This window comes from Cupriavidus sp. FW305-F7 (assembly GCF_058782875.1).
The window spans coordinates 22,261-37,170 of the sequence record NZ_JBYSYC010000009.1; the positions used below are offsets into that span (position 1 = coordinate 22,261).

The following is a 14,910-nucleotide window of genomic DNA, read 5'->3' on the forward strand; positions in this document are numbered from 1 at the left end:
CTAGTTCACTGGCCCAGCCAGCGCGAGCGTGCCGCGTGCCGTCCGCTCTCGAGCTTCACCTTGAACTGCGCCGCCGGCTCGCGCGCCAGCGTCACCGGCAGCACCTGCAGCTCGTCGCGGCGGAAGGCGTGCAGCTCGACGCGGTCGCCGGTACGGTAGCGCGCCAGCAGCTTGTCGATCTGGCCCGGCGCCACGCGCAGCCCGTCGATCGCCACCAGCAGGTCGCCGGCGGACAGGCCCGCGGCCTGCGCCGCGCCGCCGTCGAACACCTGCGCCACGCGCACCCAGCCCTCATCGCTCTTGACCTTGATGCCCAGCGCCGCGGTGCGCGCCGGCTTCTGCGCCTCGGCCTTGACGCCGAAGGTCCTGAACAGCGCCGGCAGCGGCAGCTCGCCCGTGCCTTCGGTCAGCGAGCGCAGCAGCGGCCCCATGCGCAGACCGGTGACTTCATCGAACAGTGCATGGACCTCGGCCTCGGTCACGCCGCGCTGCACCGCGCCCGGCGCGTAGAAGCCGCGGCCGTAGCGGCGCCACAGCGCTCGCATGACATCGTCCAGCGAGCGTCGCCCGCGGGTCTTGTCGCGGATGGTCAGGTCCAGCGCCAGCGCCACCAGCGAACCCTTGGTGTAGTAGCTGACGATGGCGTTGGCGGCGTTCTCGTCCTGGCGGTAGTACTTGGTCCAGGCATCGAAGGAGCTTTCCGCCACGCTCTGCTTGGTGCGGCCGCTGCCGCGCAGCACGCCGTTCCAGGTCTTGGCCAGCATCTCGACGTATTGCTCGTCGGTAATGCAGCCGGAGCGCACCAGCACCAGGTCGTCGTAGTAGCTGGTGAAGCCCTCGAACAGCCACAGCAGCGGGGTATGGGTTTCCTCGGCCAGCCGGTACGGCACGAACGCGGCCGGCTTGATGCGCTTGACGTTCCAGGTGTGGAAATACTCGTGGCTGCACAGCCCGAGGAAGGTGCGGTAGCCCTCGCTGGTGTCGCTGTCGCCGCGCACCGGCAGGTCATTGCGCGCGCATATCAGCGCTGTGCTGGCGCGGTGTTCCAGGCCGCCGTAGCCGTCGGTGGTGACCATCGTCATGAAGACGTAGCGGCGGTTGCTGTCCAGGAACGGCGCCTGCGCGGTCTTGGGTTCGAACAGCCGGATCTGCGTTTCGCAGATGCGCTTCAGGTCGCGGCACACGCGCTCGAGGTCGAGCTGCGGCACGCGCCCGGTGAAGACCACGTCGTGCTGCGCGCCGCAGGCGCGGAAGCTGGCCAGCTGGAAGGTGCCCATCTCGACCGGATGGTCGACCAGCTCATCGTAGTCGGCCACCTGGTAGCGGCCGAAGCCGTAGCGCTTCGCGCCCGCGCGGCCCGGCGCCTCGCGCATGGCGGTGGCCACGCGCCAGCCGCGATAGGCCTCGCCGGCGGGCGCATGGATATCGACGGTGCATGGCCGCTCGGCCTGCCCGTCCACGCACAGGAACACCGAGCTGCCGTTGAAGAAGCCGTGGGTGGTGTCCAGGTGCGCCGCGCGCACCGACAGGTCCCAAGCATAGACCTCGTAGCTGAGCGTCAGCGGGCCGTCGGCCAGGCTGACCGGCGCGGCCTGCCAGCGCTGCTTGTCGAGCTTGGTCAGGCTGACCTCGCGCCCGCCCGCGTCGGCGCGGATGCGCACGATATTGCGCGCGAAGTCCCGGATCATGTAGCTGCCCGGGATCCAGGCCGGCAGCGAGAAACACTGGCCGGCGGGATCGGGCTCGCTCACGGTAACGGTGACGGCAAACAGGTGCGCTTCAGGCTGAAGCGGGGCAATGGCGTAGCGGATCGGCGTCATGGGCTGGATTGTAACGTCGGCGCCTGCGGGCGGCGCCGACGCGGTGGTGCATCAGGGCGACGGTGCCCGATCAGCCGCGATTCACATCCACCACCACGCGCCCCCGCATGCCGCCTTCCATGATCTTGCGGCCCGCCTCGATCGCATCGCCCAGGCCGATCTCGCGCGTCAGCGCATTGAGCCGGTCCGGCTCCAGGTCGCTGGCCAGGCGCTGCCAGGCCTGCTCGCGCAGCGGCATCGCCGCCATCACGCTGTCGATGCCGTGCAAGGTGATGCCGCGCAGGATGAACGGCGCCACCGACCCCGGGAAGTCCAGGCCCTGCGCCAGCCCGCACGCCGTCACCACGCCGCCGTAGCACACCTGGGCGCAGGCATTGACCAGCGTGTGCGAGCCGACCGAGTCGACCACCGCGGCCCAGCGCTCTTTCTGCAGCGGCTTGCCGGGCACGCCCAGTTCGGCGCGGTCGATCACGTCATCGGCGCCCAGCGCCTTCAGGAAATCCGTTTCCCTGGTCTTGCCGGTCGAGGCCACCACCTTGTAGCCAAGCTTGCTCAACAGCGAGATCGCCACCGTCCCCACCCCGCCCGAGGCGCCGGTCACCAGCACCTCGCCATCGCCCGGGCGCACCGGGCCGTTGACGCCGCCGCGCTCCAGCGCCAGCACCGACAGCATCGCGGTATAGCCCGCGGTGCCGATCGCCATGGCCTGGCGCGTGGTGAAGGCGTCGGGCAGGCGCACCAGCCAGTCGCCCTTCAGGCGCGCGCGCTGCGCCAGGCAGCCCCAGTGCGTCTCGCCCACGCCATAGCCATTGAGCACCACCTTGTCGCCAGCCTTCCAGCGCGGGTGCGCGGACTCCAGCACCGTGCCGGCGCCGTCGATGCCCGCCACCATCGGCCACTTGCGCACCACCGGCGAGCGGCCCGTGATCGCGAGCCCGTCCTTGAAATTGATGGTGGAGTAATCGACGGCAACCAGCACATCGCCGTCGGCGGGCAGCTGCGCGTCGTCGAGCGTGGCGATACTGGCCTGGGTGGCGCCGTCGGCCTGGGTCAGCAGCAATGCCTGGAAGGTCATGGTGTCTCCTTTGTCGCCTGCCGGCGATCGCATGGAATCAGGGAAAAGGCAGAAAGCAGAACGGCCGGACAAGTCCGGCCGTCGATCGGGCCGGGACAGGTCCGGCGCGCGCTTATTTCTTGATGCTGGCGAGCTTGCGTTCCAGCGTGGCGACGTCCGCCGCGCCGGGGATGCGGGTGCCGTCGGTGAAGAACACCGCCGGCGTGCCGGTCACGTTCAGGCTGTGGCCCAATGCCAGGTTCTCTTCCAGCGGGGTCTTGCAGCTGCCGTTGCCGCTCAGCGCCACCTGCTTGAGCATCCAGTCGCGCCAGGCCTTGGTGCGGTCAGAAGCGCACCAGACCTGCTTGGCCTTGGCTTCGGAATCCGGCGACAGCACCGGGTACAGGAAGGTGTACACGGTGATGTTGTCCATCTGCTGGAAGGTCTGCTCGATGCGCTTGCAGTAGCCGCAGTTGGGGTCGGAGAACACCGCCACCTGGCGGCTGCCATCGCCCTTGGTCCACTTGATCGCGCGCGCCAGCGGCAGGTCCGACCACTTGATGCGGTTGATCTCGGCCAGCCGCTCTTCGGTCAGGTTGGCGCCGGTGCGGGTGTCGATCATCTCGCCGTTCAGGATGTAGCGGCCTGAGGCGTCGGTATAGACCACCTGCCCGCCGATATTGGCCTCGAACAGGCCCGGCACCGGGGTCTTGCTCACGCTCTTCACTTCGGCGCGGCCGCCCAGCACCTTCTGCAGCGACTCCTTGATGCGGTCGGTGCCGGGCTCGCTGGCAGCCATGGCATGCAGCGCGAAACCCGCCGCGGCCAGCCCGCCGGCGATGGCGGTGATCGCGGCGCTGATGGCGGGGCGGCGGCGCAGGAATGAGAACATGTGGGCTCCAGAGTATTCGGTAAAGGGATCGGATCGTGGGTGCGGCCGCGGTCAGCCGAGCGCGCGCGCGATCAGGAAGCGCTTGAGCAAGGACTGTCCGCCGACCGCGCGCATGCCGGTGTTGCGCACCACGCGCGCCACGCCGCCCGGCAGCGAGAACAGCCGGTGCAGGCCGTCGGTGGCCGCGGTCAGCGACAACAGGTCGGTGGCGCGGGCGCGCTCGTAACGGCGCAGCAGGCGCAGGTCGCCCTCGCTGCGGAAAGGTTCTTTGTCGGCCATCACGCGGCCAAGTTCCGCCACGTCGCGCAGGCCCAGGTTCATGCCCTGCCCGGCCAGCGGATGCACCACGTGGGCGGCGTCGCCCACCAGCGCCACGTGCGGCTGCACGAAGTGGTCGGCACGCTGCAGCACCAGCGGGAAGCCTTGCGCCGGGGTCACGCAGCGCAGCGCGCCGAACTGCGCGCCGATCGCGCCGCTGGCGCCCTGCATCACGGTGGCGGCCAGGGCCTCGGGCGACAGCGCCAGCAGTTCGTGCGCGTGGGCCTCGTCGGCGGACCAGACCATCGACACATGGTTGTCCGGCAGCGGCAGTATCGCCAGCACTTCGCCGTTGGCGGGTTCCTCGTCGGCCATCAGCTTTTCGGGCGCGCCCAGGAACCACTGCCACGCGGTTTCGTGGTGCGACCGCTCGCAGGCAAAATTGGCGACCACGCCCAGCTGGCGGTACTTGCGCGTGCTGACGCCGATATGGCATTGCTGGCGCAGCCAGGAGCGCGCGCCGTCGGCGCCGACCACGCAGGCCGTGCGCAGCTTTTCGCCATTGCCCAGGGTCAGCGTGACACCGTCCGGATCGCGCTCGAACGCGCTCGCCGTGGCGTCGTGCCAGGTCACTTGATGCTGAAAGCCCAGCGCCGTATCCAGTGCGCGCTCGACGTGGCCGGATTCGATGATCCACGCCAGCTGCGGCACCGCGGCCGCGTAGGCCGAGAAGTGCAGGTCCCCGTCCAGGCTGGGCGAAGTCTCGGCCGCGCTGACATCGCCGAACACGCGCATGTCACGCACCGGCTGGATCCGCGCCGGGTCCAGCGCTTCCCAGACGCGCATGCGCTCCAACAGCGCGTGCGAGCTGGCCGAGAAGGCATAGATACGGCTGTCCCAGTCATCCGGCCCGGCCGGCGCGCGGCCGCTGGCGCGGGGCGGCCTGGGCGCGACCAGCGCCACGTCCATGCCCTGCTGGCCCAGCAGCAGCGCGCAGGACTTGCCGACGATGCCGCCGCCGACGACAGCAACCTGGAAAGCGGAAGAGTTGCGCGCAGACGGGCGCGCGGACGCGTGGGATCGGGTCATGGCTGGATTATAGCCACATCACTCCTGGCCCTGCCCCACGCCCGCATGCCCCGACCATGCAGGCCGATGGCGAAGCCCCCTTCCGCTAGAATACGGGTTTTGCAATTTCCCGCCTTCTACCATGAGCCTCCAATGCGGCATCGTCGGCCTGCCCAACGTCGGCAAGTCCACGCTGTTCAATGCCCTGACCAAGGCCGGCATCGCCGCCGAAAATTACCCGTTCTGCACCATCGAACCCAATGTGGGCGTGGTCGAAGTGCCGGATCCGAGGCTCGCCAAGCTGGCGGAGATCGTCAAGCCGGAGCGCGTTCTGCCGGCCGTGGTCGAGTTCGTCGATATCGCCGGCCTGGTGGCGGGCGCCTCCAAGGGTGAAGGCCTGGGCAACCAGTTCCTGGCCAATATCCGCGAATGTGACGCCATCACCCACGTGGTGCGCTGCTTCGAGGACGACAACGTGATCCACGTGGCCGGCAAGGTGGACCCGCTGTCGGACATCGAAGTGATCAACACCGAACTCGCGCTGGCCGACCTGGCCACCGTCGAGAAGGCCCTGGCCCGCTACATCAAGCCGGCCCGCGCCGGCGACAAGGAAGCCCTGCGCCTGGTCGCCGTGCTGGAAAAGGCGCAAGCCGTGCTGGACCAGGCCAAGGCCGTGCGCACCCTGGACCTGGCGCCCGAAGAGTGGGAAGCCATCCGCCCGTTCTGCCTGATCACCGCCAAGCCGACCATGTACGTCGCTAACGTGCGTGAAGACGGCTTCGAGAACAACCCGCACCTGGACGCCGTGCGCGAGCACGCCAAGCTGACCAATTCCCCCGTGGTGTCCGTCTGCGCCGCCATCGAAGCCGAGATCGCCGACCTGGACGACGCCGACAAGGCCGAATTCCTGGCCGACCTGGGCATGGAAGAACCCGGCCTGGACCGTGTGATCCGCGCCGGCTTCAAGCTGCTCGGTCTGCAGACCTATTTCACCGCCGGGGTCAAGGAAGTGCGCGCCTGGACCATCCACGTCGGCGACACCGCCCCCAAGGCAGCCGGCGTGATCCACACCGACTTCGAACGCGGCTTTATCCGCGCGCAGACCATCGCCTATGAAGACTTCATCAGCTTCAAGGGTGAGACCGGCGCGAAGGAAGCCGGCAAGATGCGGGCGGAAGGGAAGGAGTATGTGGTGAAGGATGGGGATGTGATGAACTTCCTGTTCAACGTCTGACCGGCAGACCTCGTGAAATAGCCACCGCATGCGGTGGCTATTTTCTTTGGGCCGGGGCACATCACTTTCGCCTCACAACCTCTCCATCCCCTTCCCCCGCAACCCCACCAGCAGCGCCTGCCCGTCCGCCCCCACGCGGAACTCCCCATACTGCGCCTGCGCGAACCGCTCGCCCTGCCCCTCCTGGAAGAAATACGCATCGGTCGACACCTGCACCTGCATGCCGCCCCAGCGCGAGCGGGCGACCTGGTAGCGCAGCAGTTGCTCCCCTGCTGCCAGCGGCTCGCCACCGTGCACGCGTACGAAGCTGGCTACGCCCTGTTCGTCACTGCGGATCACCGCCACGCCATCGCGTGGAGGCCGGTCGTCCTGCTTCCGCATCTGAGCGGCGCGGATCATGTTGCCGATCTCTAAGTTCAGCGCCATATAGTCGCCCTGCATCAGCGAGCGCGGGTCGACCGGGGCGAGCTTGAGGTAGACGGTTTCACCGCGCGCCAGCAGGCGCTCCTTGCCGGCGATGCCGGCGGCGGCAAGTGCCAGCGTCAGGGCCCAGGCGATCAGGATCCAGCGTTTCATGCGGCCTCCATCTTGGTGCGGCCCAGCAGCCAGTAACGGCCTGCCAGCAGCAGTACGCCAGCCGCGGCAAGCGTGGCGGACTTGGCCAGCAGCGTCCAGTGCAGCGCGCTGTAGTACCAGATAAAGCCGATAGCGATGCTGGCGATGCCCAGGCCCAGCCACGGCATCGACGCGCGGCGCAGGGCCAGGCCGAGCGCGAGAACCCCTGCCACGACTGCGGGCGCGGCGGCCATCAGCGCGCCGAAGGCCGCCACGCCAGCAAGGACGGCGCCCTGTACGGCGGGGCTGAGTGCCAGCCGGCGGCATTCGGCGAGCGCGAAGCCGGCCAGCACCAGCGTGGCCAGCCCGCCAGCGACCCAGTGCGCCAGCGGGATACGTCCGGCTTCCGGGCCGCCCAGCCAGGCCAGCGGATGGCTCATGCCGGTGACGACCAGTGCAACGGCCAGCGTGAACAGCAGCGTCGCGTCGGCCAGCGGTTCCAGCAGCGTGTGGCGGCCGGCCGCGCACAGGCGTGCTTCGGCCAGCGTGAAACCCGTCACCAGCGCGCAGCCGAGCGGCACCAGCCAGCCGAGGGACCATGTCAGCAACAGCCAGTCCTTCGGCTCGCTGCCGGCCAGGACGAGATGCATGGCGCCTGCCAGCCCGATCCATGCGCCCACCGCGCACAGCAGCCGGTGCAGCCGGTTGGGGACCAGCAAGGCGAGCGCTGCCTCGAACAGTGCCAGTCCGGCCCAGAAGCCTGCGCTCTCGGTGACGCGCGTGAAGCCCAGGGCCTCGGCCAGCCCGAACACGGCCATGCCCTGCCCGCTCAGGCTCACGGCCAGCGCGAACTGCCCCGCGGCAATGCCGCCGCCACGCCAGTACAGCAGCGCGGCCAGCGCGATCATGGCCAGGCCGGTCACCGCCATGGCGATGCCGTTCTCGCGCGCGGCGACGAAGACGGTGCCGACCAGGAAGAGCTGGAAGAACAAGGCGCCGAGCCAGCCCGCCGCGCCCATCAGGCAGCGCACGGCCCAGGGGGTGTGGGTGTGGTCGGGCCGCTCACCCTGTACCTCGCCGCCTGCAGCGAGATCCTGCCAGAGCCGTTGCTCGGTCTGCAGTTCGGTCGTCATGCCTGCTCCAGTTGGCCACGCCAGGCACGCATCAGCCAGGCGGCCGCGCCGGCGGCAAGGCCGACGGTCACCAGCCCGAGCAGCAGGAAGGCGCCGAAATCGTCCTTGCCCTCGAACAGCACCTTGGCGATCGCGGCCACCGCCAGCACGATGCCGGTCAGGCAGGCCAGGCTCAGCACCACGATGTCGAAGGCGCGCTGGCGGAACCACCAGACCAGGGCGGCCAGTACCACCAAGGCCAGCGCGAATGCGGCGCCGTCGAAGTGGCTGTCCAGCAGGCTGGCCAGCCCCAGCGAGCCGGCGTGCACACAGGCCAGCGCGGCCAGCATGCGGCTGCCGGTCTGCCCGCGCAAGCCCAGCGCGGGCGCCCTGGCGCACAGCAGCTGCCACAGCACCAGTTGCAGCACCACCGCGCCCAGCAGCGCCAGCGTGGCGGTGCGCATATGACGCGTATCGAACAGCAGCGCGAACACGCCTTCGACACCGAAGCGGATGCTGAAATAGCGCAGCAACGCCACGTTGCCGACCACGATCACCAGCCACCAGTGTGGTGCGGCGCGCGCCGCCAGCGCCCAGGGCACCGCCAGCAACGCCCATAGCGCAAACAGCTGCCAGGCGTCGGCGCCGGTCTGGTAGGTCTGCCCGATCACCGCGAGCAGCACGCCGGCGACGACCTGCGCGCCGCCCAGCGCGGCGCGGCCCGCGGTGTCGCCAGCCGGGCGCAGCCAGGCAAAGGCGGCGAGCAGCGTGAGCGCGCCGGCCAGCAGGCCGAACTTGGAAAACTTGTGGAGGTCCTGCCAGTTGAAGGCGAAGAACACGATCACGCCCGCGCACAGCAGCGCGGTGCCCAGCGCCATCAGCGCCGTGTCCAGCCAGCGGCGCCAGTCGCTGGCGACGGGCTCGGTGCGCGCCCACGGCTCAGGGACGCCAGCCGCGTCCAGGCGCCCCAGTGCGCGCCAGTCGGCCAGTGCCCGGCGGATGGCGCGCCGTTCGCCGTTGGCTACGGTGGGTGTGCCTTGCATGCTCGCCCTTGCGTGCTGAGATGACGGGGACTTTAGCAAAGCGGCGCGGGGGCCGCACCTGTTCCGTGGGAGGGGGTGGTGCGGTCGCGCTCTAATCTATGCCCGGCCCGCGCGGGCCGGTATGCTGTGGTTTTCTCGTCCTTCGCCCGTTCCATGACTCTCGGAATCCTTGCTGCCATCCATGATGAAGTCGATGGCCTGGTAGCCGCCATGCGCCATGACGACAGCCGCGCCACGGTGCGCACGATCGGCATGCGCGACTACTATGCCGGCCAGCTGTTCGGGCAGCCGTGCGTGCTGGTGCTGGCGCGCATGGGCAAGGTGGCGGCGTCGGCGACCACCGTCACGCTGATCCGCGAGTTCGGCGCGACGCAGATTGTCTTCACCGGGCTGGCCGGGGGCATCGGCGCCGGCACCAATGTCGGCGACATCGTCATCGCCGACCGCACCATCCAGCATGACCTCGACGCACGCCCGTTCTTCGGCCGCCATGAAGTGCCGCTGCTGGACCGTGCCGAGTTCCCGGCCGACCCGGCGCTGACCGCCGAGCTGGAAGCCGCCGCGCGCGAATTTCTGCAGCTGGACCTGCCTGCCGAGGTGCCGCGCGAGGTGCTGGAACGATTCGGCGTGGCCGCGCCGGCGCTGCACCACGGAATGATCGCCAGCGGCGACCAGTTCATCGGCTCACCGGCGGCGGTGACGGAGTTGCGTGAGCGGCTGCCCGGATTGCTGGCGGTGGAAATGGAAGGCGCCGCGGTGGCGCAGGTCTGCCACGAATACGGCGTGCCGTATGCCGTAATGCGGACCATTTCGGACCGGGCCGACGATAGCGCCCATGTGGACTTCGCGGCATTCCTGAAGGATGTGGCCAGTCACTATTCCAGCGGCGTGCTGCGCCGGCTGCTGGCGGGAAGAGCCAAGGCCGACATTGCCCAATCGCCGGTCCGCTTCTGATCGCGATCATGCGGCGAGCGGATTCCCGCCGCCGCGATCAGTTCTGTTCTTACCGCCCGCGCGGCCGCACTGCACCCCAGGCCCCCACCAGCAGCGCCGAACCGGCGATCACCGCCAGCCAGCTGCTGAGCTGCCCGTCGATAAACAGGTGCAAGGCGCGGCCGCCATAGAAAGCGCCCGCCGCACCCGCCGCGCCCAGCACCAGCGCGGCCGGCAGGGTCACCACGCGCCCTGCCGGATGCAGCCGGCGCGCCGCCAGCCCCACCAGCAAACCCACGATCAAGGTGCCCAGCATCCGCTTCTCCTGTGTTGTCAGCATCACAGCCGCAAGGGCTGCGGCGTAACGATACTGCAATCCGGCCCCGCGCCTGCAATTAGCGATCCCGGCGGTATAATGGCATCCGGTCCGGCCACGCGCCGGACCGTACCCGTCCCCTACAAATGCAACTGCTCGCGATCGGCATCAATCACACAACGGCACCCGTCTCGCTGCGCGAGCGGGTAGCGTTTCCGCTCGAGCAGATCAAGCCCGCGCTGGGTGCGCTGCGCTCCCACCTGTCGGGGCGCAGCGGCACCGAAGCCGCCATCCTGTCCACCTGCAACCGCACCGAGATCTACTGCGCGACCGACGTCCTGACACCGGGCACGGATGGTTTCGAGCACACCCTGCGCTGGCTGTCGCAGCACCACAACGTGCCCGCGGGCGAACTGGCGCCGCACCTGTACGCGCTGCCGCAGTCCGAAGCCGTGCGCCATGCCTTCCGCGTGGCCAGCGGCCTGGATTCGATGGTGCTGGGCGAGACCCAGATCCTGGGCCAGCTCAAGGACGCCGTGCGCACCGCCGGCGAAGCCGGCTCGCTGGGCACGTACCTGAACCAGCTGTTCCAGCGCACCTTCGCGGTGGCCAAGGAAGTGCGCGGCCAGACCGAGATCGGCGCGCACTCGGTGTCGATGGCAGCGGCCGCGGTGCGGCTGGCGCAACGGATTTTTGAAAGCGTCTCGACCCAGCGCGTGCTGTTTATCGGCGCGGGCGAGATGATCGAACTGTGCGCCACGCACTTCGCCGCGCAGCAGCCGCGTCAGATCGTGGTGGCCAACCGCACCGTGGAACGCGGCGAAAAGCTCGCCGAGCAGCTCTCCGGCCAGGGCCTGACCGCCAACGCGATCCGCCTGACGGACCTGGGCGAGCGCCTGCATGAGTTCGATATCGTGGTGTCCTGCACCGCCAGCTCGCTGCCGATCATCGGTCTGGGCGCGGTGGAGCGCGCGGTCAAGCGCCGCAAGCACCGCCCCATCATGATGGTCGACCTGGCCGTGCCGCGCGACGTGGAGCCCGAAGTCGCGCGCCTGGACGACGTCTTCCTGTACACCGTCGACGATCTCGGCGCGATCGTGCGTGAAGGCAACGCGATGCGCCAGGCCGCGGTCGCGCAGGCCGAAGCCATCATCGAAAGCCGGGTGCAGAACTTCATGCACTGGCTGGAAACCCGCAGCGTGGTGCCGGTCATCCGCGAACTGCAGACCAGCGGCGAAGCCATCCGCCAGGCTGAACTGGAACGCGCGCGCCGCATGCTGGCACGCGGCGACGACCCTGAAGCCGTGTTGGAGGCCCTCTCCGGCGCGCTGACCCGCAAGTTCCTGCACGGCCCCACCCACGCGCTGAACCATACCCAGGGCGAAGACCGCGAGGCGCTGCTGCGCCTGGTGCCGGGCCTGTTCCGCCACAGCAGCCACTCCGAGCGCTAGCCGCTCTGCCCTTGCGCCGCGCGCCCTGCCGCGCCGGCACGCCGCCGCCCGTCCACGGGTAGCCCCGGCCCCTGGCCCACCTCTTTCCCCCGCATCCGATGAAAGCCAGCATGCTTGCCAAGCTCGACCAACTGGCCGAGCGACTCGATGAAGTCAACGCCCTGCTCGCGCGCGAAGACGCGACCGCCAAGATCGACCAGTACCGCAAGCTCAGCCGCGAACATGCCGAGTTGTCGCCGGTGGCCGAGCAATACGGCCAGTACCGCCAGGCGCAGGACGACCTGGCCACCGCGCAGGCGCTGCTGGACGATCCGGAGATGAAGGACTTTGCCGCCGACGAGATCGCCAGCGCGCGCGCGCGGCTGGAAGCCCTGGAAGCGAGCCTGCAGCGCCTGCTGCTGCCCAAGGACCCCAACGACGACCGCAACCTGCTGCTGGAAATCCGCGCCGGCACCGGCGGCGAGGAAAGCGCACTGTTCGCCGGCGACCTGCTGCGCATGTACACGCGCTATGCCGAACGCCAGCGCTGGCAGGTCGAAGTGATGAGCGAATCGGAATCAGACCTGGGCGGCTACAAGGAAGTGATCGTGCGCATCGCCGGCGACGCGGCATTCTCCAGGCTGAAGTTCGAATCAGGCGGCCACCGCGTGCAGCGCGTGCCGGCGACCGAGGCGCAGGGGCGCATCCATACCTCGGCCTGCACGGTCGCGGTCATGCCCGAAGCCGATGAAGTGGGCGAAGTCGAGATCAACCCGGCCGACCTGCGCATCGACACCTTCCGCGCCTCGGGCGCGGGCGGCCAGCACGTCAACAAGACCGATTCCGCGGTGCGCCTGACCCACCTGCCGACCGGCATCGTGGTCGAGTGCCAGGACGACCGCAGCCAGCACCGCAACAAGGACAAGGCGATGAAGGTGCTGGCGGCCCGCATCAAGGACATGCAGACGCGCGCCGCGCAGGCCAAGGAGGCCAGCACGCGGCGCAACCTGATCGGCTCGGGCGACCGCAGCGACCGCATCCGCACCTACAACTTCCCGCAGGGGCGGGTGACCGACCACCGCATCAACCTGACGCTGTACAAGATCGACATGATCATGGACGGCGACATGGATGAACTGCTGTCGGCGCTGGCCTCCGAGCATCAGGCTGATCAGCTGGCAGCGCTTGGCGAAGGTGCGTAAGCGCCACTAAACCCATCCGCAAAAGACTTCCGCCACGAACACCGCGTAAAGTCGCCGATATCTTTGTATTTCTTGTAAATGCTTGAAACAGCACTGGTAGGGGTAAGGCGGCTGTCTATAATCGATTTCGACCGGCAAACGGAGAATGGTGCCGGCGTAGTCTCTCCCGAGAACATACCTAGGACGAAATCATGAAAAAACTGCTCGCGCTGTTGATGATCACCGCGGCCATGGCCGCTTGCAGCAAGAAGGAAGAAGCCCCGCCTGCCGCCTCGAACGCCGAGAGCGCCATGCAAAGCGCCGCTGAATCCGCCAAGGCCGCCGCGAGCGATGCCGCCGCTGCCGCCAGCAACGCCGCTGACGCAGCCAAGTCCGCCGCCAGCGGTGCTGCAGCCGACGTCTCGGCCGCCGCCGAAAAGGCCAAGGAAGACGCCGGTCACGCCATGGCAAATGCCAAGCAGGCCGCCAAGGATGCCGTCAACACGGGTGCCGACAAGGCCAAGGACGCCGTCAATAAGTAATCGTCCGGGCGGGGGCATTGCGCCACCCGCTGTCGATGAGCGGTACACTGGCGCCAAGCTGGAAGTCCCGCCCCAAAGCCCCGCCAGGCCTTTGCGCCGGTGGGGTTTTTTGTAGCCGGCAAAAGAACCGTCCCCTCCCTTTCGATGTCTTCCCCAAACTCTGCCGCGCTGCCGGCGACCCCCACGCTGCGCGAAGCCCAGACCCTCGCCGCCATGGCCGGGTTGCCTGCCCTGGAAGTGCGCATGCTGCTGACGCATGTTACCGGCCTGAGCCGCACCCAGCTGATCACGCGTGACACCGACACCCTCACCATCGCCCAGCGCGACGCCTTTGCCACGCTGCTGGCGCGGCGGCTGGCGGGCGAGCCGATGGCCTACCTGATCGGCGAGCGCGAATTCTTCGGCCGCAAGTTCCGGGTCACGCCTGACGTGCTGATCCCGCGGCCCGATACCGAGGTCGCCGCCGAAGCCTCGCTGGCGCGGCTGGCCGAGGTGCCGCAGCCGACCGTGCTGGACCTGGGCACGGGCTCGGGCATCCTGGCCGTGACGCTGGCGCGCGAGCGCCGCGATGCGCAAGTCTGGGCCACCGACATCTCGCCCGGCGCGCTGATGGTGGCGCAGGACAACGCCAGCGCGCTCGGCGCCGACCGCATCCACTTCCTGGTATCTGACTGGTACGCGGCGCTGCCGGCGGGCCTGCGCTTCCACCTGATCGTCAGTAATCCGCCCTATATCGCCGAGGGCGACCCGCACCTGGCCGAAGGCGACCTGCGCTTCGAACCGATCGACGCGCTCACCGACCACGACGACGGCCTGTCCGACCTGCGGGTCATCGTCGCCGGTGCCGGCGCCCGGCTGCTGCCTGGCGGCTGGCTGCTGATGGAGCATGGCTACGACCAGGCGCAGGCCACCCGCCAGCTGCTGGAGGACGCCGGTTTCACCGGGGTCTTCACCGCCCGCGACCTGGCCGGCCTGGAACGCTGCACCGGCGGGCGCTGGCCAGGCGCTCAGCCCGGCGGCATCACTGCCGCTCACTGAAGCCCGGCGGCGATTCCGGTAAAATCGTTGTCAGATCCCCGCCACCGGCCAGGCCGCGTGGTGTCCCATTCCCCCCAGGCGGCGCCCGCGACACGGCATCGCCCCACTGAAAAGCAAACCATGAGCGACGTGCAGCAAAAGATCGATCAGATCGTCAAGGGCAACCCGGTAGTCCTGTTCATGAAGGGCACCGCGCAATTCCCGATGTGCGGCTTCTCGGGCCGCGCCATCCAGATCCTGAAGGCCTGCGGCGTGGACGCGCCCACCACGGTCAACGTGCTGGATGACGAAGGCGTGCGCCAGGGCATCAAGGAATACGCCAACTGGCCGACCATCCCGCAGCTCTACGTGAACGGTGAGTTCATCGGCGGCTCGGACATCATGATGGAGATGTACCAGAACGGCGAACTGCAAACCCTGCTGAAGGGCTGAGT

General features: G+C 68.8%; 15 protein-coding genes. 7 read left to right on the forward strand and 8 right to left on the reverse strand.

What is annotated here, in order from left to right; genetic code table 11:
* Positions 1–5 precede the first annotated feature (5 nt).
* The 4 genes from AC3WL8_RS10510 to AC3WL8_RS10525 all read right to left on the reverse strand — a co-directional run bounded on the left by AC3WL8_RS10510 (position 6) and on the right by AC3WL8_RS10525 (position 5,113).
* Positions 6–1,820 (reverse strand): M61 family metallopeptidase, encoded by a 1,815-nt coding sequence (locus AC3WL8_RS10510; protein WP_013958122.1) that lies wholly within the window; start codon positions 1,818–1,820, stop codon positions 6–8.
* 70 nt (positions 1,821–1,890) lie between these two features.
* Positions 1,891–2,895, reverse strand: coding sequence for an acrylyl-CoA reductase (NADPH) (gene acuI / locus AC3WL8_RS10515; RefSeq protein ID WP_211980343.1), 1,005 nt, complete (start codon positions 2,893–2,895; stop codon positions 1,891–1,893).
* 112 nt (positions 2,896–3,007) lie between these two features.
* Positions 3,008–3,766, reverse strand: a complete 759-nt coding sequence (locus AC3WL8_RS10520; protein WP_013958124.1) for a DsbC family protein — start codon at positions 3,764–3,766, stop codon at positions 3,008–3,010.
* Positions 3,767–3,817: 51 nt separating this feature from the next.
* Positions 3,818–5,113: a UbiH/UbiF family hydroxylase gene (locus AC3WL8_RS10525; RefSeq protein ID WP_013958125.1), complete on the reverse strand. Its 1,296-nt coding sequence runs from the start codon at positions 5,111–5,113 to the stop codon at positions 3,818–3,820.
* 121 nt (positions 5,114–5,234) lie between these two features.
* Here AC3WL8_RS10525 and ychF point away from each other — a divergent pair, with 121 nt between their 5' ends.
* Positions 5,235–6,326 (forward strand): redox-regulated ATPase YchF, encoded by a 1,092-nt coding sequence (gene ychF, locus AC3WL8_RS10530; RefSeq protein WP_211980345.1) that lies wholly within the window; start codon positions 5,235–5,237, stop codon positions 6,324–6,326.
* Between the two features lie 72 nt (positions 6,327–6,398).
* Here the strand turns inward: ychF and AC3WL8_RS10535 are convergent, their stop codons facing one another.
* From AC3WL8_RS10535 to AC3WL8_RS10545, 3 genes are read right to left on the reverse strand one after another with little or no spacing between them, the layout of a single operon-like run.
* Positions 6,399–6,902: a GDYXXLXY domain-containing protein gene (locus AC3WL8_RS10535; protein ID WP_492378258.1), complete on the reverse strand. Its 504-nt coding sequence runs from the start codon at positions 6,900–6,902 to the stop codon at positions 6,399–6,401.
* Positions 6,899–8,014, reverse strand: a complete 1,116-nt coding sequence (locus tag AC3WL8_RS10540) for a DUF4401 domain-containing protein (protein ID WP_013958128.1) — start codon at positions 8,012–8,014, stop codon at positions 6,899–6,901. Before AC3WL8_RS10540 ends, AC3WL8_RS10535 begins: the two co-directional genes overlap by 4 nt.
* Positions 8,011–9,036 (reverse strand): DUF2157 domain-containing protein, encoded by a 1,026-nt coding sequence (locus AC3WL8_RS10545; RefSeq protein WP_013958129.1) that lies wholly within the window; start codon positions 9,034–9,036, stop codon positions 8,011–8,013. The genes AC3WL8_RS10540 and AC3WL8_RS10545 overlap by 4 nt, the downstream gene beginning before the upstream one ends.
* A 153-nt stretch (positions 9,037–9,189) precedes the next feature.
* On the opposite strand from AC3WL8_RS10545, the gene AC3WL8_RS10550 reads away from it, so the two are divergent.
* Positions 9,190–9,990: a 5'-methylthioadenosine/adenosylhomocysteine nucleosidase gene (locus tag AC3WL8_RS10550; RefSeq protein WP_013958130.1), complete on the forward strand. Its 801-nt coding sequence runs from the start codon at positions 9,190–9,192 to the stop codon at positions 9,988–9,990.
* Positions 9,991–10,039: 49 nt separating this feature from the next.
* Here AC3WL8_RS10550 and AC3WL8_RS10555 read toward each other — a convergent pair whose 3' ends face one another.
* Complete coding sequence (locus AC3WL8_RS10555) at positions 10,040–10,285, reverse strand: hypothetical protein (RefSeq protein WP_013958131.1); 246 nt, start codon at positions 10,283–10,285, stop codon at positions 10,040–10,042.
* Positions 10,286–10,431: 146 nt separating this feature from the next.
* Between AC3WL8_RS10555 and hemA the strand changes: the two genes are divergently transcribed.
* The 5 genes from hemA to grxD all read left to right on the forward strand — a co-directional run bounded on the left by hemA (position 10,432) and on the right by grxD (position 14,908).
* The gene (gene hemA / locus AC3WL8_RS10560; RefSeq protein ID WP_010809882.1) at positions 10,432–11,736 is read left to right on the forward strand and encodes a glutamyl-tRNA reductase; all 1,305 of its coding nucleotides are present in this window, start codon (positions 10,432–10,434) and stop codon (positions 11,734–11,736) included.
* A 98-nt stretch (positions 11,737–11,834) separates the two neighbouring features.
* The gene (gene prfA / locus AC3WL8_RS10565) at positions 11,835–12,917 is read left to right on the forward strand and encodes a peptide chain release factor 1 (RefSeq protein ID WP_013958133.1); all 1,083 of its coding nucleotides are present in this window, start codon (positions 11,835–11,837) and stop codon (positions 12,915–12,917) included.
* Positions 12,918–13,108: 191 nt separating this feature from the next.
* Positions 13,109–13,438, forward strand: coding sequence for a hypothetical protein (locus tag AC3WL8_RS10570; RefSeq protein WP_013958134.1), 330 nt, complete (start codon positions 13,109–13,111; stop codon positions 13,436–13,438).
* Positions 13,439–13,582: 144 nt separating this feature from the next.
* A complete protein-coding gene (gene prmC, locus AC3WL8_RS10575) occupies positions 13,583–14,476 on the forward strand; it encodes a peptide chain release factor N(5)-glutamine methyltransferase (RefSeq protein WP_492378259.1) in 894 nt (297 codons plus the stop codon).
* A gap of 120 nt (positions 14,477–14,596) precedes the next feature.
* A complete protein-coding gene (grxD, locus tag AC3WL8_RS10580; RefSeq protein ID WP_041228169.1) occupies positions 14,597–14,908 on the forward strand; it encodes a Grx4 family monothiol glutaredoxin in 312 nt (103 codons plus the stop codon).
* Positions 14,909–14,910 lie beyond the last annotated feature (2 nt).